Genomic DNA, 20,840 nt, shown 5'->3' on the forward strand with positions numbered 1-20,840 from the left:
CGGGGAGGTGGCAGCGCGAAGCGCTGACGGAGGGGCAAGAGCCTATTAGTGCTGCGCTATTGGGCCTGTGCCCCTCCACCACTCGCTGCGCGAGTGGTCCCCCTCCCCGTACCGGGGAGGAATGTCCCCTAACCACCCAATTCTCGCCCCTCCTTCTTTCTCCTCCGCGCTCTTCGCGGCTCCGCGTGATTCATTGTTCGCGCGGAGCCGCGAAGAGCGCGAAGAAAGGGGTATGAAGGACGTCTGGCGCTTAGCCACCCATCCCGGCCATTCTGCGCGCTTCAGCCTGCGGCTCTGCGCGGCGAGGGCGCGCAATTAGCGTCGGGGGTTGAGTGGCGCCGCGCGTCGCGGATGCCGGCCTGTAGGTGGTGTGGGCGGAACGGCTTGCCGATGCGGACCACATTGCCCGGCAACTGCGCGATGTCGTCGATCGCGGAGACCAGCAGGAAGGGGATGCCGGGATGCTGCGCGTCCAGCCGATTGGCAAGCGACAGGCCGGTCATGCCGGGCATGAGATGGTCCGCGACGATCAGGTCGGGAATGGTACCCGCTTCGATTTCCGCCAGGCAGGCCGGGGCGTTGTCCATCTCGATCACGCGATAGCCATCCTCGCGCAGCAGGGCAGCGATGCCTTTCCGCACAAGGCCATGGTCGTCGATGACGAAGGCCAGTTTCGCATCGTTCGACGCGTGCTGTTCGTCCGGTACGGCCGGGGTCTGGGGCGCAAGCGGCAGCCAGAGGCCGATTTCCGTTCCGGTATTCCGGTTGCTGACGATATCCAATTTCCCACCCCCATTTTCGGCCATGTCGCGTACCATCGCGAGGCCCAAGCCTGTTCCCGTGCCGCGCTTCTTGGTCGTGAAGAAGCGCTCGCCAGCCCTGCGCCGTGTCGCTTCGTCCATGCCGCTTCCCCGATCCCGGACGAACAGGCGGATCCATGGGTTGGGCACGGCGTTTCGCGCGGTCGTCTCGTCGATCCGTTGTGCGCCGACGATCACTTCCCCACCCGCAGGCATGGCATCGCGGGCATTGGCGACCAGATGGAGCAGCGCCACTTCCAGCCATTGCCGCTCGGCAATCAGGTTCGGCAAATCCGGGGCAGCTTCGATACGCAGGCTGATCGTCGGGCCGGCTGTCATCGACAGGATCGGCTGCATGTCGGCCAGGAAGCGGGATGGCGCCAGGGCGGCCGATTGCGTGGGTTCCTTGCGGGTGAAATCAAGCAGATTGCGGAGCAATGTCTGGGCGGAGGCGGTAGCGGACATCGCCATGTCGAGATGGTCGCTGACCTGCCGGTCGCGCCCTGTTGACCGCGCGATCAGTTCAAGGCCGGCCATGACGGGCGACAGGAGGTTGCCAAGGTCATGGACCAGCGTGGCGGCATGTCGGCCGAGCGCTTCCATCTTGTGGGCATGCAGCAAATCCGCCGTGGCAGGCCCGGCTATGGCTTTCGCTTCGGCGGCGCTGCGTTGCGCTCCGGCTGCGCATGGCTCCGTCAAGCGGGGCAGGGTGGCGGCCCCCGCGCCGGCGAAGAGTTCGAGTAAGGTCGTTTCCGCGTCGGTCGGATGGCCCGCATCATGCCAGTAGACCCGGAGCATCGCCGGGGACGGCTGCGCCCTGATCGGGAAGGAGGCCATGCTGTTCATGCTGTCGCGCATCGGGGGCGGAGACGTCTCTTTCCGGGGCGCGGGGAACGCGTGCGTGCCGGCATATCCGATGGGGGAGACGGATGGTGCGGCGCCTGTAATGCCCTCTCCATGCACCTTGGTGGCTGGCAGGCCCGCTTCTGCCGGAAAGAGCAGGAAAGCCCCCTTCGCACCGACAATGTCCTGGCATGCGCTACGCAGCGCCGTTTCGAGACCGGCCTGGGTCGCCGCGCCGGCAATGGTGGCCAGCGCATGGACAATGTCGCTCCAGCGCGCCGAAGGGCGGCCGGTCTGCTGGAAGGCATCGGGATCAATCTCGGGCATGGTTGTCCCACTCGGCCAGGCTGCCGATGCGTTCGGAGCGCTCGGCGGCGATGTCATTGCCGCTCGACTGGAGGGCGCGAAACATGTCGAGATGCAGGATGCTGGCGGTTTGCAAGGTGCCGGGAAGACGTGGGCCCAGGATGGGGCGGGCCAGATGATAGCCCTGCAGACCATTGGCGCCCGCCTGGCGTGCCATGTCCGCTTGCTGCGCGGTCTCTATCCCCTCCACAATGACGGTCGCCCCAAGGCTGCTGCCCAGCCGGACGAGATGCAGGAAGGTGGCAAAGGCGCCGGCCACATCCGAGGCATGGCGCACGAAGCTGCCATCGATCTTGATGATGTCGACGGCGAGTCGGGCGGCCTGCTCGATCGATCGCCGGCCCGTGCCGAAATCGTCCAGCGCAATGCGCACGCCCAACTGGCGGAAACCGGCGACAAATTCACAAGCCTCCTCCAGCGAGGCGAAATCGGCTGTTTCGGTGATTTCCAGCGTCAGGCGGCAGGCGACCTCGGGTCGGTCCTTCAATCTGTCGCGCAATCTGTTCCACATCGTGTGGCGGCCGAACCGGTGGAAGGAACTGGACCGGGCGGAGATGTTGATGCCCAGCCGCAGTGTCGCGTCATGTTCAAGCCGATCGACCGCGATGGCGGCCAGCCTGGCATCCATCGCGAAGGAAAGGTCGAGCCGCTCCACGGCCAGGATGGCCATTTCACATGCCTCGAACGCGCCATCGTCATCGCCGGTCCGAAGCAGGCTTTCATGATAAAGCGGGGGCAATCCCTGGCCGGTGCCGGCAATCGCCTGATGAGCAAAGGCCGCTCGTCCATTGACCAACTGGCCCAGCAATTCGGCAGCGCTTTTCATGTCCGCGCGATAGCTGGCCGCCTCGGTCCTGGCATGCGCCAGCGGACGTTGCCGATCGGCATAGTCATAGGCCTTGAGGCGCGCGATTTCCCGCTCGCTGCGGCCGGGCAGGAAGGGGATGGCGGTGATGGCCGGGATGACGAAAAACGGCCCCTTGTCCGAGTTCAGGGGTGTGGCCAGCGCCAGTGCCCGTATCTGTTCGGCGAGCATGGCCGTCCGCTTGCGTCGCGGCATCCGGCTGAGGCGCATCGTGACCTCGATAATGCCCAGAGAGCGATGCGCTTCGATTCTTTCCTGGCCGATGGTCTGGCGGACGGAAAGGAGAAGGCGTTCGAAGGCCTGCTCGCGGGCCTTGGCGCCGAAGGCGGCTTCGATCTCGGACAGGTTAGCCACGGAAATATGCACGAAGAGACAGGCCATCGGATCGCGCGGGGCGACGGCCGGGGGATCGGTCTTTGCTGGACTCATGATCGCCTCCTCGATCATCCGGAGATGAAAAGCGGAAAGGATTGGTGAATGAAAGGATTCGATTTCAATGGGTGGGATATGTTTTTCGATATCGTTTTCTCAATGGCGAATTGCATGATTCGGGATGAGTTGCGATTTATTGGCGTTGATTGGATGGTGCGGATGGATCATTCAAGCTGATCCCGTCTGCAATATGCGGCGGCTTGCCTGTTCAAGCACAAGGGCCGTGAGACGGCCGGAAGCATAGGCGCCGGTATCGATGCCGATGCGCGATGCGCCTTGCGACACCTGATCGGTGATCGTGTGCCCATGGACGACGACCTTCTCATAATCGACATCCCGGTCTGCAAAGCCGTCCCTGATCCATCGGGTGAGGCTCGGATCCTGTTCGAGCGGACCTTTGCCGACATCGACGCCGGCATGAACGAACAGATAGTCGCCCAGCAGGACATGCGTGCGGAGACGGTGCAGGAAGTCGCGATGCCGGGCGGAGACCGCGGCCTGCAGGAAGTCGGCAATCTGCGCCAGCGTGGCCGCATCATATTGCGCGGGCGTCATGCCATAGCTCAGTAGCGTTTCCCGGCCGCCCATCTTGAGAAACAGCCGGACGAGGGCTGGGGCGCCGTCGATGATCCTCAACAGGATCTCCTCATGATTGCCCATGAGGAAGACATGTTCATCGGAAGCCTGCGCCATGGCACTCAGCCGGTCCAGAACCTGTCGGCTGAAGGGCCCCCGATTGACATAGTCGCCCAGGAAGATGATCCGGCAGTGGTCGCCATGGCTGGCGCGATCCCGCCTGATCCGTGCAAGCAGTTCTTCGAGCAGATCGGCGCGCCCATGAATGTCGCCAATCGCGTAGACGCGCATTCCATCCGGGACGGATGCCGGCGCGCGCACGGGATCGCGCCTTTGCAGGCTGCTGGTGAAGCGTTTCAGCATGGCGGTGAATCCGCCTGGAGGATCGGCCGGATCGAGCTGGCCGGGGCAGGCTGCGCATCCCTGGGGCGCCGCAGGAGCAGGCGCAGCATCGGCGCTTCGACATAGGTGTAGATCAGGATCGAGAGAAGGATCGCGCCCACCAGGGTGGTCGCGACATAGAGATAGGCCTCCAGGCCGGCCGGAATCGCGATCGCGCCGAACAGCAGGGTCACGCTGCGCAGGACGAACCGGTGGCTGAGGTAGAGCGCGTAGGAACTGTCGCCCCGCAGGATCAGCGGGCGTGGCATGGCGCGATCGAGCCGGGCGGGGAGCGCCAGCGCGGCGCAGAGCATCAGGCAGGCGGGGATGCCGCCCTTGATGACGCGGGGCAGGTCGGTGTCGCCAGCCGCGACGAGCAGGCACCCGCCCAGAAGGAACAGGCCGCAGGACAATGCCAGGCTCTGCCGGAGGCGGCCCTGCTCATAGGCGAGGCCGAGGCCGATCCCCGCCACAAATTCCAGGATGATCGAATTGCCCCAGAAGCGAAGCGGGGTGAAGGTCGGCGGGAAAATCGCCGTGAATGCCAGGAGCGCGCAAAAGCCGCCGATCAGCAAGGACAGGCCGCGACGGCGATCGAACCGCAGGCAAAGGCCGAAGAGGCAGTAGAAGAAGATTTCGTAGTTGAGCGTCCATCCCAGGGACAGCACCGGGGCTATCCGTCCGCCGGGCCGTTCGCTGGGGATGAAGAGATAGGAGGACAGCACGTTCCACAGGTCGAACTCGGTGGAGCGGACATGGCGGGACAGCAGCAGCAGCGTCGCCACCATCAGGCTGGTGAACAGCCAGTAGAGCGGCACGAGCCGGATGAAGCGCCGGCGCCAGAAACGCAATGGCGCGCGCTTGTCGCCCCACAGGCCGGTCGAGGTATGGAACATCACGAAGCCGCTCAGGACGAAGAAGATGTCCACGCCGGCCACCAGCGGAAATTCGTTGAAGGGCATGGCGGTCCCCTTCGTGGCGTGGAACTCCAATATCCCGTGTCCCAGCATAACGCTCAGCGCGGCATAGGCCCGCAGCGCCTGGAGCGCGTTGATCTTCGGTCTGGTGGCGGTCGAACTATGCTGCATGTGCGTGAGCCTGATCCGTCGGTTGCGCGGCTTGATTGATTTGATGCCCTTAATTAAAGATATCGTCAACAAGTCTATATGATTCGATCGTAATTCATATAGGATTAGATTGATTCGAGTCGGTTGCTTGATTTATATCAAATCTGGATTGCCGACTTCTATCGTTTTTCGAGGGTTTTCGACCGCTTTCGTGGCACGCGGAGAGTTCGATAAATTTCAATATGTTGCGTTTTTCCGAAGGGGCTGACGGCGTCCGGTTCAATTGATCCAGATCGGTCTTTTCGCGCTTGCGGCATGTTCTGACATGCCGGCTTTGCTCAGGGGGATGAGATGAACATACATGCTTCGATCGATGGAACTGCCCTTCCATGGGGGCAGGGCAGGGCTCGTTCGAAGGCGCTTCTGCGCATGCAACTGATCCTGGCGCTGGTCGGGACGGATATCCTTGCCCTGCTGATGGCCTGCATCGTGGCCGCCATCCTGTCGCAGGCGCAACTGGGCAGTCATTCGCCCGGCCCGATGCTGGCGCTCGCCATCCTTCCGCTATACGGGCTGAGCGGTTTTGTCTTTCGCGCCTTTTCCGGGGAGGCGCTGATCGCGCGGCTGGCTTCGGTCCGGGCGGCGATCTTCTCGGTCGCCGGCGCGACCGCGCTGCTCGTGATGGTGATGTATGCGGTCGGCACCACCGAGCATCTTTCCCCGTTTCAACTGGCGAGCAGCGCCGCCCTGGCGACGCTCTTCCTGATCATGAGCCGTCTGTGCCTGACGCGCTATGCGGCCCATTTGCTGGACGGCGAACTCTATAGCGCGATCCATATCAACGAGGTGGACGGTCCGCCGACGATTGCGGGCGGATTGCCGCTGGCCAACCCGGAGGCGCTGTCGCCCGACGAATATCAGATGCTCGCCCGCTTCATCGGCCGGGCGGACCGCGTGGTGGTGCGTTGCCTGCCGGAACGGCGGGCCGACTGGGCGCACATGCTGCAGGGCATGAATGTGCATGCCGAGGTCATCGCATCGGAATTTGCCGGATCCCCGGTTCTGGCGGTCGGCGCCTACAAGGCGGACCCGACGCTGGTGATCGCGCGCGGGCCGCTCGACCTGACCGACCGGATCATCAAGCGGCTGTTCGACATCGGCTTCAGCGTCGCGGCCATCATTGCGCTGCTGCCGCTCTTCTTGCTGATCGGACTGGCCGTGAAATTGTCCAGCCCCGGCCCGGTGCTGTTCCTGCAGCCCCGGATCGGGCGCCAGAACCGGGTGTTCAACATCTACAAGTTCCGCAGCATGCGCGCATTGTCCGGCGACCTGGACGGCGCGCGATCGGCGTCGCGCGACGATGACCGCATCACGTCGGTCGGGCGCCTGTTGCGCCGGACCAGCCTGGATGAACTGCCGCAGCTCTTCAACGTGCTGCTGGGCGACATGAGCATCGTCGGGCCGCGGCCGCATGCGCTTTATTCGCGCGCGCGCAACAAGCTCTTCTGGGAGGTCGATCAGCGTTACTGGCACCGCCATGCCTGCAAGCCTGGCATTACCGGCCTGGCCCAGGTGCGCGGCCATCGTGGCGCGACGCATCGGGAGCAGGATCTGACCGATCGGCTGTTCTCGGATCTGGAATATCTCAACAAATGGTCGATCTGGCTGGACCTTGGCATCCTGCTGCGCACCACCGCCGTGCTGGTCCACCGGAACGCATTCTAGCCGCCATCGCATTCCGGACAGGCCGATTCCGGCCTCTCCATCCTGTCGCATCATGATCGAACGAAGGTGAAAATGAGCATCAAGCCCATCCGCAAGGCCATATTCCCCGTCGCAGGGCTGGGAACACGTTTCCTGCCGGCGACCAAGTCGGTTCCCAAGGAATTGCTGCCGATCGTCGACCGGCCGCTCATTCAATATGCGGTCGACGAGGCGCGCGAAGCGGGGATCGAGACGATGATCTTCGTGACTGGTCGGGGCAAGGGCGCGATCGAGGATTATTTCGACATCGCCTTTGAATGCGAAACGCTGCAACGGGAGCGGGGCAAGGACCTGTCCGCGCTCGACGGCACGCGACTGGCGCCGGGCCATGCGGTGTTCCTGCGCCAGCAGGAGCCGCTGGGCCTGGGCCATGCGATCTGGTGCGCGCGTGATGTGATCGGTGATGAGCCCTTTGCCGTGCTGCTGCCCGACGAGTTCATGCTGGGTGCGCCGGGGCGGGGCTGCATGCGCCAGCTGGTCGAGGCCTATGAAGGGCTGGGCGGCAATCTTGTGTGCGTGCAGGAAATACCGATTGAGGAAACGCCGAGCTACGGCGTCGTTGTCCCTGGAGAAAGGCAGGGGGGCATTGTGGAGGTCAAGGGGCTGGTGGAAAAGCCGAAGGCGGGCACCGCGCCGTCCAACCTCATTCTGCCCGGCCGCTATATCCTCCAGCCAGAGATCATGTCGGTGCTGGCGCGGCAGGAGCGGGGCGCAGGCGGCGAGATTCAACTGACCGACGGCATGGCGGCCCTGATCGGCCAGCAGCCCTTTCATGGATCGACTTTCGAGGGCCGTCGTTTCGATTGTGGTTCCAAGGCCGGTTATGTGCAGGCCAATATTGCCGTGTCGCTGCTGCGCGATGATTTGCGCGATGTGATCCAATCCTTTGTTTCTGACCTCGTCTGTCCTGAAGTCGCTTGATAAGGGCCTGACGGGTCATCATGGGGGAAGCAGATAATGCATGCTTCCCTACGGATAAGGTGATGAGAATGAACGCCTCTGGATTTTCCAGACGGGTGGCGGATCTCGATCTATCTGCTGCCACCGATACGCAGTTGATGCAGTTGGAAGACGCATTCAGGTCGATTGCGGATTCCATAGCGACGGCGCGCAAGGTCATGAGCGAGCTGGAGGCCGGTCTGGCCCTGCGCGCGACGCAGGCGGACCAGGCGCCGATGCTGGCCCTGCCGTTCGAGGAAGACCGGCAGGATGTCGAGCGGGCGATCCGCGCGCTCGTTCCGGGCAAGAATGCGGTCGAGATCGAAAGCAAGTTCCGCAAGCGCGTGCTGGACCATTTCGATATCGAAGGCTGGATCGCGGCGGGTGTCCTGTCGTGCCTGGTGCGCTTTCCCGGTCGCTTCGTGTCGCATGCCGAACTGGCGGCCGCGGCCGGCGCCCAGTCGGACAAGTCGGGCGTCATTCGCGTCTATATCTGCCAGTTGCGCGCCAGCCTGGCGCTCAAGGGCTATTCGGGCGAGGCCATCGAAACCGGGCGCGGCGCCTATCGCATCGTGCGCAGCGCCGCGTTCGAGATCATCAACGCGGTTGCCCAGGTCTGAAGCGGCACCGGGCGCCGGATCAGGCGCGCAGGGGCAATAGCGGGGCGACGCGCTGCCTGGCATGGCGGCGCAATATCTCCGCCAGGATCAGGATCAGCAGCAACGTCGCGCAATTCTGCATGAAATAGAAGGCCCAGCGCGAACCGCCATTGAGATAGAGCAGCGATTCCACATAGATCACGACCAGCGGCACCGAGGCGGGATTGTTCCGGAGCGCGTTGAAGATCAGCCGCTGGCCCAGCCCCACCAGGGCGCCGACGAAGATCAGGCCCAGAAAGCCGAAATTCCAATAGGCTTCGGTCGCCGGCTTGATGGGAATGCCCCATGTGTCCGGCGCGAACGTGTCGATCGGTTTGCCCAGAAAGGCGACCCAGTTCACATAGATGAAGATGTTCTTCGGCTTGTCCGACCAGAAGGCGCGGGGAATGGGCAGGGCGAGCACCGAGAGATAGCTGCGGCCCGCCAGTTCGCCCATATGATCCATCGCCTTGATGACGGCGATGTCGCCTTCCTCGGCCCCGCGCTTGTTGGTTTCGGACTGGCTGGCCTGCACCGCTTCGAGCAGGCCGGCGCCGGAGAAGACCGAGAAATTGACCTGGGTGGCATGATAGTCGCGGCGCAGCAGGCCGAGCATGCCGAAGATCACGAACGCGAACATGCCAGCGATCACCAGCGCCTTCTTGGGAATGGCGCGTGTCTTGAGCGAATAGATGACGATGATCGACAGCAGCAGGATGACGAGGCTGCTGCGCGACCCGTCGACTAGCCAGTAGATCGGCATCAGGCAGAGCGCGAGCAGCGCGAATTGCCAGGGCAGGCGCCGGCCGGGCGCCGCCGCCACCCACAGCATCAGCGCCACCACCGACGTCTTCACCCAGGCGAAGATCGCGCCATAGCCGGACAGGGTTTCATGCCGCCCCTTGTAGAAGGAGAGGATCTGCTGTTCGAGGCCACCCCGCGCCATGATGAAGACGAAGCCGATCAGGATCGCCGCGATCAGATAGCAGGCCGAAGCGGCGGGAATATAGCGGTCGATCTGGCGCCGATAGTTGATCCTGACCGGCCCCTTCGACTTCAGCGCCATGAAGCCGAGATAGGAGAAGGCGAGGAAGATCGAGCAGATGATGTCCAGCTTGATGTTGAGATTGGCATATTGGGCGCCGCCCATCCCCCAGAGGAAGACGGAATAGCTGGTGCTGGTCGCCAGGAATTGGCGATTGGCCGCCAGCAGCGGCAGGAAGATGTGGCCGGGGTCAAACACGACCGAGAAGGCCGCGTCATAGAGCGCCGGAAAGGCGAGCGGATGAAAGATGCCGACGCGGCGCATGAACAGGATCGGGAAGAACAAGGTCAGCTGATAGAGCGCGTTGCTGATGCCGCGGGTGAAGATCAGGGCGGCCCCCGTGTCCATCACCACGGCGTTCACCGGCGGGGTGATGATCCGATAGACCAGCACATAGAGCGCGATCGCCCACCAGAGCGCACGCGACGGCTTCTGGGTCAGCGCGGTGAAGAAATCGGGGGCGGGATATGTCTGGGTCATGGCTGCTGCTTTCCGCGCTGGGGCTGCTCAGTCCGGATGATCGGTTCGATGGCTGGCGGGATCAGGACCGCGCCGTCGGGCAGGTCGCAGGCTACCACCTGATTGGCGCCGATGCGCGACCGGGTGCCGATCCGCACCGGTCCGATAACGACGGCGCCGGGATAGAGGACGACATCGTCGCCGATGACCGGATAGCGCGGATCGTGCCGGCTTTTGCGGCCCAGCGTCACATGCTGATAGAGGGTGGCATTGGCGCCGATGACGCAGCCCTCGCCGATCACGATGCCGATGGGATGGGGCAGGATCAGCCCCGGACCGATGGTGGCCGTGGGCGAGACATAAATGCCGAACCGCCTGACCAGCCGGCGGGCATGATGGCGCGCGATCATCTGGTGGACAAGGCCGGAGCGGCTGCCCGCTCGTGTCGCGGCATAGATCCAGCGGACGGCGACGGCCTGGGCATAATGATAGCGGGCGAGCCGGCGAAGCAATGCCTTCATGGCCGATGCGCCGGCACGAGATCGGCAAGCGCCCGGAGCGAACTGCGCCGCGCGGCCAGGATATCGTCTCTCGAAAAGCTGCGGCCCATGCGCAGATTGTCCCGTGCCTCACTGGCCAGCGCGCGCGGCGGCGTATCGATGACCGCCGCAATGATCGACAGCAGCGCTTCGACATCGCCGGGTCGGTGGAGCCGTTCGGCACGCAGCAATTCGGGGGTGCCGCCAGCGGTGGAGCCGATCACGATGCGGCCCTGGTTGAGCGCTTCGATCACGGCACGGGGCAGGCCCTCCTGGAAACTGGGTTGCAGGTAGATGTCGACCTCGCCCAGCCACCGGGCGATGGCGTCGCCGGGCGGCAGGGTGCCGATGAACCGCACCTCGTCCTGCAGGCCCAGCGCATCGCGCAACTGGAGCAGGGTGGCCGGGTCGCCTTCACCCACGACCTCATAGCGCCAGCGGAGCGACGGGCGTTCCCGCTTCAACTGGTGCAGGGCGCGCATGGCGATGTCGATGCCCTTCAGTCGCGTGTGCAGCGCCCCGATCGTCCCGAACCGGATGATGTCGGAAAAGCCGTCAAATATCCGGGTGGCGGTGACCGGCGGCAATTCCACGTTGGACGCGACATATTCCAGGCCGCGGGTGGGATAGCGTTGCTGGAGAAAGGCGCGCGTCACATAGCGGGCAACCGGCGCATCGCGGATGACGCGCCGGTTGCGCCGGGTGAAGAGCGGGGCGTAGAGGCGGGCGATCTTCGAACCATGGTTCCATAGTGCGTCCCACGGGCATGCCACCACTTCCACCAGATAGGGCTTGCCGTGAAAGCGGGCGGCGGCGCAGGCGATCAGCGCGGTTTCGGACGGCAGGCGGGCGATCACCACATCGGCCTGCTTGACCGCGGCGAAGACCGCCTTGCGGGCGTCGCGCATCCCGCGCAGCCGATCGAGGCCGCGACGGGCCGGCAGGAGCTGGAAATCGACACGCGGACCGTCGGACCGGCGCTGGCCGGCCGGGTCGGGCAGGGGAATGGCGCGGCTGACCACGGTCAGCTGCTCGAAGACATCGAGATAGCTTTGCCATGCCGGATAGGGAAATTTCCCGCCGATGGTGAAGACGGCACCGTCGGCAGAGCGACCGAAAATATGATCGACGGCAAAAAGGGCTTTCATCGCGGCTGGCTCGTTCCCGGTGGGTTGCAGGTCATGGGCGGGCTTGGCTGTGCCCGGCCTGGATGAAGGCGCGCACGAACAGGAGCAGGACGATCATTTCGATCGCTGCCCGCGCGAGCGCGATGCCGATCCCGCCGCCGGTTGGGGCGATCAGCGCGGAGACCAGCAGGTAGAGCAGGGTCGAGGCAATGAAGACGAGCGCGCAGAAGCCTTCCTTCCGCATGCTGGTCAGGCCCACCTGGACCAGTACGCGCGACGAAGCGGCGAAGGGGACCATCAGCATCTGCGCGGCGAAGATGCGCGATCCTTCGGCCAGGTTCGCGCCGAACATGATGGGATAGATGATCCCCGCAAGGGCGATCGTCACCGCGCTGGCGCACAGGTAGAAGCCGCCGATGCCGATGACATAGCGCCGGATGTCGCGATAGGCGGCGCCCGGATCGCCGGCCATCAGCCGCCCGATCCGCGGCAGGAGGACGCGGGTCAGCGGCACCGTCGTGTTGATGGCCGCGGTGGTCAGCTTTTCGCCGGCCGCAAAATAGACAACCTGCAGCGGATCGGACCATATTGCCAGCGCGATCACGCTCCACCGGTTGGTGAGCGAGGGGAAGCCGGTGAAGAAGAAGAAGCGCAGCGACAGGGCGAGCGATGCCAGCAGCGCGCTGGGCGAGGTCAGGCGGAAGCCATAGCGTCTGCGGGCGAGCAGATGGCCGTAGAGGGCGGCGGCGAGCAGGGGGATGACGAAGAGCCACAGCGCCAGCAGCGCATCGGCCGGCCCCCGGACCAGGGCCAGGATCAGCGCGAAACTTGTCAGCGAACAGGACAGGTCTATGCCGGCGAGCGCCCTGGGCCGTTCCGCCGCGATATAATACCATGAAGCGGAAAAGCCGTAGGCCAGGCCGATCGCGAGCGCAGCGACATAGGCACCGCTGTCGGCCAGCAGATCGACATAATGGCAGATGATGGCCAGCCCCGCGGCGACCAGCAGGAACATGACAGATCGGCCGAGGCAGAGTTCGGACAGGACGGCGCCGGTGACATGCCGGTCGCCGCTGGCCAGTTCACGCACCGACATCAGGCCATAGCCGAATTCGACGAAGACGCTGCACATCAGCCCCACCGCCATCACGGTGGAGAAATAGCCCATCGCGTCGATCCCCAATGTCCGTGTGAGATAGGGATAGACCAGCAACGGCGCGGCATAGCGCAGCAGTTGCGAGATGGAGGCGAAGGCGAGATGGGAACCCAGCCGTGGCATCGGGCCTCTTGTCGATAGGGCGCGCTCGCCGGTCATGACGCGTCTGTCATGCCAGAAGGCTGGCGCGCGCCGAGGGCAGGGGCGTCAGAGCCGGTAATAGTCACGATACCAGGCAACGAAATTGCGCACCCCCTGCGCGATGGGGGTGGAGGGGGTGTAGCCGGTGAGGTCACGGATCAGGCTGGCATCCGCCCAGGTCGCCGGCACGTCGCCCGCCTGCATCGGCATGAGGTTGCGGATGGCGTCCCGACCGGTGGCCTCCTCGATCGCGGCGATGAAGTCGGTGAGCTGCACCGCTTGGGAATTGCCGATATTGACGACGCGGAACGGCGCGACCGGCGACTGGCTGTCAACTTCGCTCTGCGGGGCCTGAACGTCCTTGTCCGGGCCCTGGTGCGGGATCGCGTCGAGCAGCAGGCGGATGCCCTGGACCAGATCGTCAATATAGGTGAAGTCCCGCCGCATATCGCCATAATTATAGACGTCGATCGGCTCGTTCCGCAGGATCGCCTTCGTAAACTTGAACAGCGCCATGTCGGGCCGGCCCCAGGGGCCGTAGACGGTGAAGAAGCGGAACATGGTGGTCGGCAGGCCGAACAGATGGGCATAGCTGTGCGCCATCGCCTCGGTCGCCTTCTTGGTCGCGGCGTAGAAGCTCAGCTGATGGTCGGCCTTGTCGGTTTCGCGATAGGGCATGGCGTCGTTGGCGCCATAGACCGACGAGGTGGAGGCCAGCAGCAGATGCTGCGGCGGGAAGGCGCGCGCGGCTTCGAGCAGTTCGAACGTGCCGACCAGATTGCTTTCCAGATAGCTGCGCGGATTTTCGATCGAATAGCGCACGCCCGCCTGCGCGGCGAGATGGACGACCAGGTCGGGGCGATAGTCGCGGAACAGGTCCATCAGCAGCGACGGGGTTTCGATCGACTGGTTCACCACCGTGAAATGGGGGTTTTGCAGCAGCAGAGACTGGCGGCGCTGCTTGAGGCCGACATCGTAATAATCCGACAGATTATCGATGCCGATGACATGAAATCCATCCTGGAGCAGACGATGACACAGATGATAGCCAATGAAACCCGAAGAACCGGTGACGAGAACGGTTTTCATCAATCAACTCCGTAGATGTCGCGGGTGAATATCTTTTCCTCGACATCGGCGAGGTTCGGTGACTTACGATTGGCGATGATCACGCTGCATCGTGACTTGAATTCATCGAGGTCGGCCAGAACCTGCGATCCGAAGAAATCGGCGGCGCCCAAAGTCGGTTCGTAGATCACGACCTCTATCCCCTTGGCCTTGATCCGCTTCATGATCCCCTGGATCGCGCTCTGGCGGAAATTGTCGGAACTGGCCTTCATGACGAGCCGGTAGATGCCGACCGTGCGCGGCTGCATGGCGATGATCTGGTCGGCCAGGAAATCCTTGCGGGTGCGATTGGCATCGACGATCGCGGTGATCATGTTCTGCGGCACGTCGCTGTAATTGGCGAGCAACTGCTTGGTATCCTTGGGCAGGCAATAGCCGCCATAGCCGAAGGACGGATTGTTATAATGGTTGCCGATGCGCGGATCGAGGCTGATGCCGTCGATGATCTGGCGGGTTTCCAGGCCGCGGTGCAGGGCGTAGCTGTCCAGTTCGTTGAAGAAGGCGACGCGCATCGCGAGATAGGTGTTGGCGAACAGCTTGATCGCCTCCGCCTCGGCCGGATCGGTCAGCACCGTTTCGATATCCTGGCGGATGGCGCCCTGGCGCAGCAACTGGCTGATGACCTGGCCCAGCATCGATTTTTCGCCCACGACGATCCGCGAGGGATGGAGATTGTCGTGCAGCGCTTTCCCTTCGCGCAGGAATTCCGGCGAGAAGATGATGTTGTCGGTGCCGAACCTGTCGCGCATCGCCTGGGTGAAGCCGACCGGGATGGTCGACTTGATGATGATGATCGCCTGCGGGTTGATCCGCGTGACTTGGGCGATGACCGCCTCCACGCTGGATGTGTCGAAATAGTTGGTGGTCGGGTCATAATTTGTCGGCGTGGCGACAAGGACGAAATCCGCGCCGGCACAGGCCTGGTCGAGGTCCAGCGTGGCCGACAGGTCCAGGTCGCGGGTCTGCAGATAGTCTTCGAGATCGGCATCGACGATCGGGCATCGGCGCGCATTGACCGCATCGACACGGTCCGCAGCGACATCGACGGCAATGACATGATTATGCTGAGCAAGCAGAACTGCATTTGAAAGGCCGACATAGCCCAGCCCGACTACCGCTATGTTCATGCGTAATCCCTCGATTCCTGTCAGATATGTGATTTTGTCATGAATTCATGGCGCGGCGGCGCGTAGGTTTTCCTGATTTGCGGGGCGAAATCGCAGAATTGCGCCGCATCCGAACGCCGTCGCGTGAATGCAGCGCAATTCCTCTCTCCCTTCCATGACGATATTGAGCATACGCGTTCGTATCCGATCGTCAACGATAGAAATCAACTTGATTGATATTTACGAATCATTGCGAATCAAATAGCCGTTCCGTCGAATGCTGTTCAGCGGGGGCTATATGAAGATCGTACACATCATCACGCGGTTCATCCGGGGCGGCGCCGACGAAAACACCCTCTATTCCTGCAACGGCCAGGCCGAGCAGGGGCATGAGGTCTATCTGATGTATGGCCGGGAAAATCATGCGGACATATTGGGGCGCCTGCATCCCGACGTCCGGCCCATCTGCATCGATGCGCTGGTGCGCGAGGTCAGCCCGGTGAAGGATCTGCAGGCGCTGCTCGACATGGGGCTGCGCCTGCGCAAGATCCGCCCCGACATCGTCCATACCCATACCAGCAAGGCCGGGTTCGTCGGGCGGCTGGCAGCCATGTTCTCGCAATCGCCGATCATCGTCCATGGCGTGCATATCCTGCCCTTCCTGAATGTCGGGCCGATGGAACGGCGCATCTATCTGGCGTGCGAGAAGATGCTGTCGCCGGTAACCGACGCATTCGTGGACGTCAGCGCGGGCATGAAGACCGAATGCCTGGTCAACCGGATCGGCGACGAGGACCGGCATCATGTCATTCCCAGCGGCATGGACGTGGCCGCGTTCCAGCAGGCCGAGCCGCTGAGCGAGGCGGAACTGGCCGTAATGGCCGAGGCGCCGGTGATGGGATGGGCGGACGCGCAGGTGATGCTGATGGTGGCGGCGTTCGAGGAGCGCAAGCGCCATGTCGAGTTCCTCGACATCTTCGCGCGGATCGTGGCCGCCAATCCGCGGGCCTGCCTGCTGCTGGCCGGGGCTGGGCCGCTCGAACCGGCGATCCGCGCGCGGATCGATGCGCTGGGTCTGGCCGGCCATGTCCGGGTGATCGGCTTCCGCAAGGATATTGCGCGCTGGATCAAGACCGCGCAGCTGTGCATCCTGTCGTCCGAACGCGAAGGCTTGCCGCGCGTGATCGTCCAATATGCGCTGGGCGGCAAGCCGATCATCGCCACCGACCTGCCGGGCATCGATTTCATCGTCCAGAATGACGTGACCGGCTTTCGCGTCGACACGGTGGAGGCGATGGAGCGGCCGATCAATCTGGTGCTGAGCCACGAGCCGACGTCCGAACGGCTGGAACAAGGGGTGCGGGGTATCGACCTCAGCCCCTGGAGCGTATCGTCGATGAACGAGCGGCTCGAAGCGCTCTATGCTGATCTGTGGGACCGCAAGATCGGGCCGCGGCAAAATGGGGCGGAGGCCTTGCCCGCGGTCCGGCAGGCCTGAGCCGCAGCGGGCGCTGGTCCGGCGGGCCTGCGCCCAAGAGGCTTGCCTTGGCGCATTTTTTCATGTGAGAGCAGCGGCCCATGGACGATCCCGCACTCTGGTTCGAAGCGGCATGTCTCGGCCTGTTGCAGGGACTTACCGAATTTCTTCCCGTCTCGTCGAGCGCGCATCTGCGGATTGCCGGCCTGTTCCTGGGCTCCGGCAAGGATCCGGGGGCGGCGTTCACCGCGATCACCCAGATCGGGACGGAGGCGGCGGTGCTGCTCTATTTCCGGCACGACATCGCCCGTATCGCCTGGGCCTGGCTGCGGTCCTTCCGGCCTGGCCCGCAGGGCAAGCCCGGCGATGTCCGCATGGGCTGGCTGGTCCTGCTCGGGACGGTGCCGATCGTCGTGCTGGGCCTGGCGTTCCAGCATGCGATCGAGCATTCGCTGCGCAATCTCTATTTCACCGCGTCGACGCTGCTGATCTTCGGCGTTGCGCTGGGGCTGGCGGACCGGTTCGGGGCGAAAATGCGGAAACTCGAGCAGTTGAGCCTTGGCCATGGACTGGTGCTGGGGCTGGCGCAGGCGATGGCGCTGATCCCCGGCGTGTCGCGGTCGGGCGGGACCATCACGGCGGGGCTGATGCTTGGCTATACGCGCGAGGCGGCGGCCCGCTATTCCTTCCTGCTGGCGGTTCCGGCGGTGTTGGGGTCGGGTTTCTACCAGCTCTGGAAAAGCTGGGGGCAGGCGGGCGGCATCGGCCTGGGGCCGACTTTGCTGGCGACGCTGATCGCCTTCGTCGTCGGCTATGGCGTGATCGTCGCCTTCCTGAAACTGGTCAGCAGCCGCAGCTATCGGCCCTTCGTCCTCTATCGCCTGATATTGGCATCATGCCTCTTCGCGCTGCTGGCGACCGGCAGGATTGCGCCGATGTCCTGATCCGGGGCGGAATATGCGTCCGGGCGGTCCTGCCGGTCCATATTCCGCGTCTTGGCTAAGCCCGATGTTTCGACTAGGGCATCAACGATGCGCCGGTTCATGCTGGCGCATTGCATAACTGACGCCGGTGTTCCGCAAGGAACTTAATCGGGAATGCGGTGCGGGGGCCTGGCCCCTTATTCCGTGGCTGTCCCTGCAACTGTAAGCGGATAGCGCGATGCACGAGCCCGTGAGGGCAGCCACTGGACAGAGCGTCCGGGAAGGCGTGCATCCCGCAACGACCCGCGAGCCAGGAGACCTGCCGGCGTTTCGGTCGCTCTTGTCCTGACCCAGGGATTGGTCATGGCACGGTCTCTCTTCCGTCTGGGCGGCGAAGCGTGTGGCTGGGGCTGCACGGCCGCGTGGTGTCGGGCGCCTGTCGCGCCTGCCTGCCACCTCGCGCCGACCGGCGATGCCGGCAAGCCCCGCCTGGTTGCGTCCCGGCGCGCGGAGGATTTGCCTGTGAGCCAGACCGGCGCGGGCAGGGATAGGGCGACCGCGAACCATGCGGGGGCCCACGGGCCGGCCGTTCGGGGCTGGTGTCCCGATGCCTGGCGCCCGATGGCGGCGGGCGACGGGCTGATCGTGCGCGTGAAGCCGCGCCTCGGCCGTCTTTCGGCCGACGACATGGCCGGGCTGGGCGAAGCGGCGATCGCTCATGGCAATGGCCTGATCGACATGACCCGGCGCGCGAACCTCCAGATCCGCGGTGTGCGCGACGAAAGCTGGCGCCCCTTGCTCGACCAGTTGCTCGACCTTGGCCTGGTGGACGGCGATGCCCGGCGCGAGGGCGCGCGGATGCTGATGATCGCGCCGGACTGGCGCGAAGGGGATGACAGCCATCGCATCGCCAGCCAGTTGCTCGATCGCCTGGAGGAACTACCGGACTTGCCGGGCAAGATGGGCTTCGTCATCGATGCCGGCGCCGCGCCGCTCCTGCCGGGCGAAGCGGGGGATTTTCGCATCGAGCGGGCGCGCGATGGCGGCCTGATCTTGCGTGCGGAGGGGCGGGCACAAGGCGTGCCGGTGGATAGCGGCGGCGAAGTGGATGCGCTGCTCGCACTCGCCCGGTGGTTCGTGGAGAGCGACGGCGCGCGCGCGGGACGCATGGTCCGGCATGATGCGCCCCTGCCGGATTGGGCAACGGGCAGGGCAGAGGCCGCGTCGCCGCGCCCGCGTCTGACCCCCGGCGCATGGGATGGCGGCATGGCCTATGGTCTTCCCTTCGGCCGGATCGACGCGCGGCATCTTCTCGACGCGCCGGCCATGCGGCTGACCCCGTGGCGCATGCTGCTGGCCGAAGGACAGCTGCCCGGCCTGTCCGCCGACGCGGCCGATACGCTGATCCATGTGGAGGCCTGCCCCGGCGCGCCTGCCTGCCCGCAGGCGAGTGTGGAGACGCGCGATCTCGCCCGCCAGCTGGCGCCCCATGTGGCGGGCCGCCTTCATGTCTCCGGCTGCGCCAAGGGCTGCGCCAGTTCGATTCCGGCCGACATCGTGCTGACGGGGCGGGACGGGCGCTACGACCTGGCCTTCCACGCTCGCGCAGGATCGGTGCCCGTCCGTCCTGACCTCACCGCCACCGACCTTCTTGCCCATTTCGGAGCCTGTTGATGCCCCATGATTATGAGAGGGACGGCGCGGCAATCTATCGCCAGTCCTTCGCCACCATCCGCGCCGAAGCCGATCTCGGGCGCTTTGCTGCCGAGGAGGAGCCGGTCGCCGTGCGCATGATCCACGCCGCGGGCATGGTGGACCTGGCGGCCCATATCCGCTTTTCGCCGGGCTTTGCAGCCGTGGCGCGGCAGGCCCTGGCCGCAGGGGCGCCGGTGCTGTGCGATGCGCGCATGGTGTCGGAAGGGGTCACGCGTGCGCGCCTGCCCGCCGACAATGCCGTGCTCTGCACCCTGCACGACACCGCCGTGCCGGACATGGCGCGGGCGATGGGCAATACCCGGTCCGCCGCCGCGCTGGAACTGTGGCGGCCGCATCTTGCCGGGGCACTGGTTGCCATCGGCAATGCGCCCACGGCGCTGTTCCACCTGCTCGACATGCTGGAGGATCCGGCCTGTCCGCGTCCCGCAGCGATCATCGGCTGCCCGGTCGGCTTCGTGGGTGCGGCGGAATCCAAGGCGGCACTGTGGGCGGCGCAGCCCGTGCCCTGCTGCGTCGTCGACGGGCGGCTGGGCGGCAGCGCGATCACGGTCGCGGCGATCAATGCGCTGGCGAGCCGCGCGGAATGAGCGGCACCGTCTATGGCGTGGGCCTTGGCCCCGGCGCGCAGGACTTGCTGAGCGTGCGCGCCGACCGGCTGGTGCGGGGTGGACGGCATGTCGCCTATTTCCGCAAGGCCGGTCGACCGGGACAGGCGCGCCGCATCGCGCAGGGCATGCTGCGGGACGATGCGATCGAACTGGCGATGGAATATCCGGTGACGACCGAAATTCCGCTCACCGATCCGCGCTACAATGATTGTTTAGCCGCCTTCTATGCCGACTGCACCGGCCGGCTGCTGGCGATCGCGGAGGCGGGCGAGGATGTGGTCGTATTGTGCGAGGGCGACCCCTTTTTCTACGGCTCCTTCATGCATCTGCACAGTCGGCTGTCGGGGCTGGTCCCGGTCGAAGTGGTCCCCGGCATCATGGGCATGTCGGGCGCCTGGAATGCGACCGGCCTGCCGATCACCTGGGGTGACGATGTGCTGACCGTGGCGATGGCAACCCTGCCGGAAGAGGAACTGGTCCGCCGCATCCGCGATACCGACGCGCTGGTGGTGATGAAGATCGGCCGCCACCTGGCCAAGCTGCGCCGTGCCGTGACAGCGGCCGGGCGCAGCGACGAAGCATGGCTGGTCGAACATGCCGCCATGCCGGAACAGCGCGTGGCCCGGCTGGCCGATGTCGACAGGGTCACGCCCTATTTCTCGATCCTGCTGATCCACGGACAGGGGCGCCGGCCATGAGTTTCGCGGCAGCCAGCGCGGCGTCGACCTCCGGCGTCACCAGCGC

At 64.7% G+C, this 20,840-nt stretch carries 19 protein-coding genes and 1 riboswitch; of the genes, 9 read left to right on the forward strand and 10 right to left on the reverse strand.

The genetic code is table 11. The annotated features are described in order from the left end of the window. Window positions 1–281: 281 nt before the first annotated feature. Complete coding sequence (locus tag CG471_RS23235) at window positions 282–1,970, reverse strand: ATP-binding protein (protein ID WP_180275777.1); 1,689 nt, start codon at window positions 1,968–1,970, stop codon at window positions 282–284. Beyond that, on the reverse strand, window positions 1,957–3,303 hold the full coding sequence (locus CG471_RS23240) for an EAL domain-containing protein (RefSeq protein ID WP_180275778.1): 1,347 nt from the start codon (window positions 3,301–3,303) through the stop codon (window positions 1,957–1,959). The genes CG471_RS23235 and CG471_RS23240 overlap by 14 nt, the downstream gene beginning before the upstream one ends. Window positions 3,304–3,351: 48 nt before the next feature. On the opposite strand from CG471_RS23240, the gene CG471_RS31490 reads away from it, so the two are divergent. Then, window positions 3,352–3,483: a hypothetical protein gene (locus tag CG471_RS31490; protein ID WP_257211663.1), complete on the forward strand. Its 132-nt coding sequence runs from the start codon at window positions 3,352–3,354 to the stop codon at window positions 3,481–3,483. Here the strand turns inward: CG471_RS31490 and CG471_RS23245 are convergent. Beyond that, window positions 3,475–4,245: a metallophosphoesterase family protein gene (locus CG471_RS23245; protein ID WP_099233909.1), complete on the reverse strand. Its 771-nt coding sequence runs from the start codon at window positions 4,243–4,245 to the stop codon at window positions 3,475–3,477. The two genes, CG471_RS31490 and CG471_RS23245, sit on opposite strands and share 9 nt — an antisense overlap. After that, window positions 4,239–5,351 (reverse strand): acyltransferase, encoded by a 1,113-nt coding sequence (locus tag CG471_RS23250; RefSeq protein WP_099233910.1) that lies wholly within the window; start codon window positions 5,349–5,351, stop codon window positions 4,239–4,241. The genes CG471_RS23245 and CG471_RS23250 overlap by 7 nt, the downstream gene beginning before the upstream one ends. A 408-nt stretch (window positions 5,352–5,759) precedes the next feature. Here CG471_RS23250 and CG471_RS23255 point away from each other — a divergent pair, with 408 nt between their 5' ends. From CG471_RS23255 to CG471_RS23265, 3 genes are all read left to right on the forward strand, one after another. After that, window positions 5,760–7,055, forward strand: a complete 1,296-nt coding sequence (locus CG471_RS23255) for a sugar transferase (RefSeq protein WP_180275779.1) — start codon at window positions 5,760–5,762, stop codon at window positions 7,053–7,055. 72 nt (window positions 7,056–7,127) lie between these two features. Continuing rightward, window positions 7,128–8,015, forward strand: coding sequence for a UTP--glucose-1-phosphate uridylyltransferase (locus tag CG471_RS23260; protein ID WP_099233912.1), 888 nt, complete (start codon window positions 7,128–7,130; stop codon window positions 8,013–8,015). A 197-nt stretch (window positions 8,016–8,212) separates the two neighbouring features. Then, window positions 8,213–8,653 carry a winged helix-turn-helix domain-containing protein gene (locus CG471_RS23265; RefSeq protein ID WP_143560265.1) on the forward strand — a complete coding sequence of 147 codons (441 nt, stop codon included), beginning with the start codon at window positions 8,213–8,215 and terminating at the stop codon, window positions 8,651–8,653. Window positions 8,654–8,672: 19 nt separating this feature from the next. Here CG471_RS23265 and CG471_RS23270 read toward each other — a convergent pair whose 3' ends face one another. The 6 genes from CG471_RS23270 to CG471_RS23295 all read right to left on the reverse strand — a co-directional run bounded on the left by CG471_RS23270 (window position 8,673) and on the right by CG471_RS23295 (window position 15,393). After that, complete coding sequence (locus CG471_RS23270) at window positions 8,673–10,196, reverse strand: hypothetical protein (protein ID WP_099233914.1); 1,524 nt, start codon at window positions 10,194–10,196, stop codon at window positions 8,673–8,675. Next, window positions 10,193–10,696 carry a serine O-acetyltransferase gene (locus tag CG471_RS23275; protein ID WP_099233915.1) on the reverse strand — a complete coding sequence of 168 codons (504 nt, stop codon included), beginning with the start codon at window positions 10,694–10,696 and terminating at the stop codon, window positions 10,193–10,195. Before CG471_RS23275 ends, CG471_RS23270 begins: the two co-directional genes overlap by 4 nt. Continuing rightward, window positions 10,693–11,862, reverse strand: coding sequence for a glycosyltransferase (locus CG471_RS23280; RefSeq protein WP_099233916.1), 1,170 nt, complete (start codon window positions 11,860–11,862; stop codon window positions 10,693–10,695). Before CG471_RS23280 ends, CG471_RS23275 begins: the two co-directional genes overlap by 4 nt. 31 nt (window positions 11,863–11,893) lie before the next feature. Beyond that, window positions 11,894–13,120, reverse strand: coding sequence for a lipopolysaccharide biosynthesis protein (locus CG471_RS23285; RefSeq protein ID WP_180275780.1), 1,227 nt, complete (start codon window positions 13,118–13,120; stop codon window positions 11,894–11,896). Between the two features lie 84 nt (window positions 13,121–13,204). Beyond that, window positions 13,205–14,227, reverse strand: coding sequence for an NAD-dependent epimerase/dehydratase family protein (locus tag CG471_RS23290; protein ID WP_004210115.1), 1,023 nt, complete (start codon window positions 14,225–14,227; stop codon window positions 13,205–13,207). Next, window positions 14,227–15,393, reverse strand: a complete 1,167-nt coding sequence (locus tag CG471_RS23295) for a nucleotide sugar dehydrogenase (RefSeq protein WP_099233918.1) — start codon at window positions 15,391–15,393, stop codon at window positions 14,227–14,229. The genes CG471_RS23290 and CG471_RS23295 overlap by 1 nt, the downstream gene beginning before the upstream one ends. A 277-nt stretch (window positions 15,394–15,670) precedes the next feature. Between CG471_RS23295 and CG471_RS23300 the strand changes: the two genes are divergently transcribed. The 5 genes from CG471_RS23300 (at window position 15,671) to cobI (ending at window position 20,794) form a co-directional block, all read left to right on the forward strand. Continuing rightward, entirely contained in the window at window positions 15,671–16,870 is a 1,200-nt protein-coding gene (locus tag CG471_RS23300) for a glycosyltransferase (RefSeq protein WP_180275781.1), read from the forward strand. 80 nt (window positions 16,871–16,950) lie between these two features. Continuing rightward, the gene (uppP, locus tag CG471_RS23305; RefSeq protein ID WP_099233920.1) at window positions 16,951–17,793 is read left to right on the forward strand and encodes an undecaprenyl-diphosphatase UppP; all 843 of its coding nucleotides are present in this window, start codon (window positions 16,951–16,953) and stop codon (window positions 17,791–17,793) included. Between the two features lie 108 nt (window positions 17,794–17,901). Further along, a riboswitch (cobalamin riboswitch) is annotated at window positions 17,902–18,114 on the forward strand. A gap of 279 nt (window positions 18,115–18,393) precedes the next feature. After that, window positions 18,394–19,446, forward strand: coding sequence for a cobalamin biosynthesis protein CobG (locus CG471_RS23310; protein WP_099233921.1), 1,053 nt, complete (start codon window positions 18,394–18,396; stop codon window positions 19,444–19,446). Continuing rightward, window positions 19,446–20,075, forward strand: coding sequence for a precorrin-8X methylmutase (locus CG471_RS23315; RefSeq protein WP_099233922.1), 630 nt, complete (start codon window positions 19,446–19,448; stop codon window positions 20,073–20,075). The genes CG471_RS23310 and CG471_RS23315 overlap by 1 nt, the downstream gene beginning before the upstream one ends. After that, window positions 20,072–20,794, forward strand: a complete 723-nt coding sequence (gene cobI / locus CG471_RS23320) for a precorrin-2 C(20)-methyltransferase (RefSeq protein WP_099233923.1) — start codon at window positions 20,072–20,074, stop codon at window positions 20,792–20,794. Before CG471_RS23315 ends, cobI begins: the two co-directional genes overlap by 4 nt. Window positions 20,795–20,840 lie beyond the last annotated feature (46 nt).

The organism is Sphingobium sp. IP1 (genome assembly GCF_002708645.1).
Classification (GTDB): Bacteria; Pseudomonadota; Alphaproteobacteria; order Sphingomonadales; family Sphingomonadaceae; genus Sphingobium; species Sphingobium yanoikuyae.

What these genes read in the sequence shown, in the direction of transcription:
- CG471_RS23295 (WP_099233918.1), bottom strand. Translation starts at nt 15,393, where the DNA reads ATGAACATAGCGGTAGTCGGGCTGGGCTATGTCGGCCTTTCAAATGCA.
- CG471_RS31490 (WP_257211663.1), top strand. Translation starts at nt 3,352, where the DNA reads ATGAAAGGATTCGATTTCAATGGGTGGGATATGTTTTTCGATATCGTT.
- CG471_RS23310 (WP_099233921.1), top strand. Translation starts at nt 18,394, where the DNA reads ATGGCGGCGGGCGACGGGCTGATCGTGCGCGTGAAGCCGCGCCTCGGC.
- CG471_RS23240 (WP_180275778.1), bottom strand. Translation starts at nt 3,303, where the DNA reads ATGAGTCCAGCAAAGACCGATCCCCCGGCCGTCGCCCCGCGCGATCCG.
- CG471_RS23300 (WP_180275781.1), top strand. Translation starts at nt 15,671, where the DNA reads ATGAAGATCGTACACATCATCACGCGGTTCATCCGGGGCGGCGCCGAC.
- CG471_RS23315 (WP_099233922.1), top strand. Translation starts at nt 19,446, where the DNA reads ATGCCCCATGATTATGAGAGGGACGGCGCGGCAATCTATCGCCAGTCC.
- CG471_RS23285 (WP_180275780.1), bottom strand. Translation starts at nt 13,120, where the DNA reads ATGCCACGGCTGGGTTCCCATCTCGCCTTCGCCTCCATCTCGCAACTG.
- CG471_RS23260 (WP_099233912.1), top strand. Translation starts at nt 7,128, where the DNA reads ATGAGCATCAAGCCCATCCGCAAGGCCATATTCCCCGTCGCAGGGCTG.
- cobI (WP_099233923.1), top strand. Translation starts at nt 20,072, where the DNA reads ATGAGCGGCACCGTCTATGGCGTGGGCCTTGGCCCCGGCGCGCAGGAC.
- CG471_RS23280 (WP_099233916.1), bottom strand. Translation starts at nt 11,862, where the DNA reads ATGAAAGCCCTTTTTGCCGTCGATCATATTTTCGGTCGCTCTGCCGAC.
- CG471_RS23235 (WP_180275777.1), bottom strand. Translation starts at nt 1,970, where the DNA reads ATGCCCGAGATTGATCCCGATGCCTTCCAGCAGACCGGCCGCCCTTCG.
- uppP (WP_099233920.1), top strand. Translation starts at nt 16,951, where the DNA reads ATGGACGATCCCGCACTCTGGTTCGAAGCGGCATGTCTCGGCCTGTTG.
- CG471_RS23265 (WP_143560265.1), top strand. Translation starts at nt 8,213, where the DNA reads ATGAGCGAGCTGGAGGCCGGTCTGGCCCTGCGCGCGACGCAGGCGGAC.
- CG471_RS23290 (WP_004210115.1), bottom strand. Translation starts at nt 14,227, where the DNA reads ATGAAAACCGTTCTCGTCACCGGTTCTTCGGGTTTCATTGGCTATCAT.
- CG471_RS23250 (WP_099233910.1), bottom strand. Translation starts at nt 5,351, where the DNA reads ATGCAGCATAGTTCGACCGCCACCAGACCGAAGATCAACGCGCTCCAG.
- CG471_RS23255 (WP_180275779.1), top strand. Translation starts at nt 5,760, where the DNA reads ATGCAACTGATCCTGGCGCTGGTCGGGACGGATATCCTTGCCCTGCTG.
- CG471_RS23275 (WP_099233915.1), bottom strand. Translation starts at nt 10,696, where the DNA reads ATGAAGGCATTGCTTCGCCGGCTCGCCCGCTATCATTATGCCCAGGCC.
- CG471_RS23270 (WP_099233914.1), bottom strand. Translation starts at nt 10,196, where the DNA reads ATGACCCAGACATATCCCGCCCCCGATTTCTTCACCGCGCTGACCCAG.
- CG471_RS23245 (WP_099233909.1), bottom strand. Translation starts at nt 4,245, where the DNA reads ATGCTGAAACGCTTCACCAGCAGCCTGCAAAGGCGCGATCCCGTGCGC.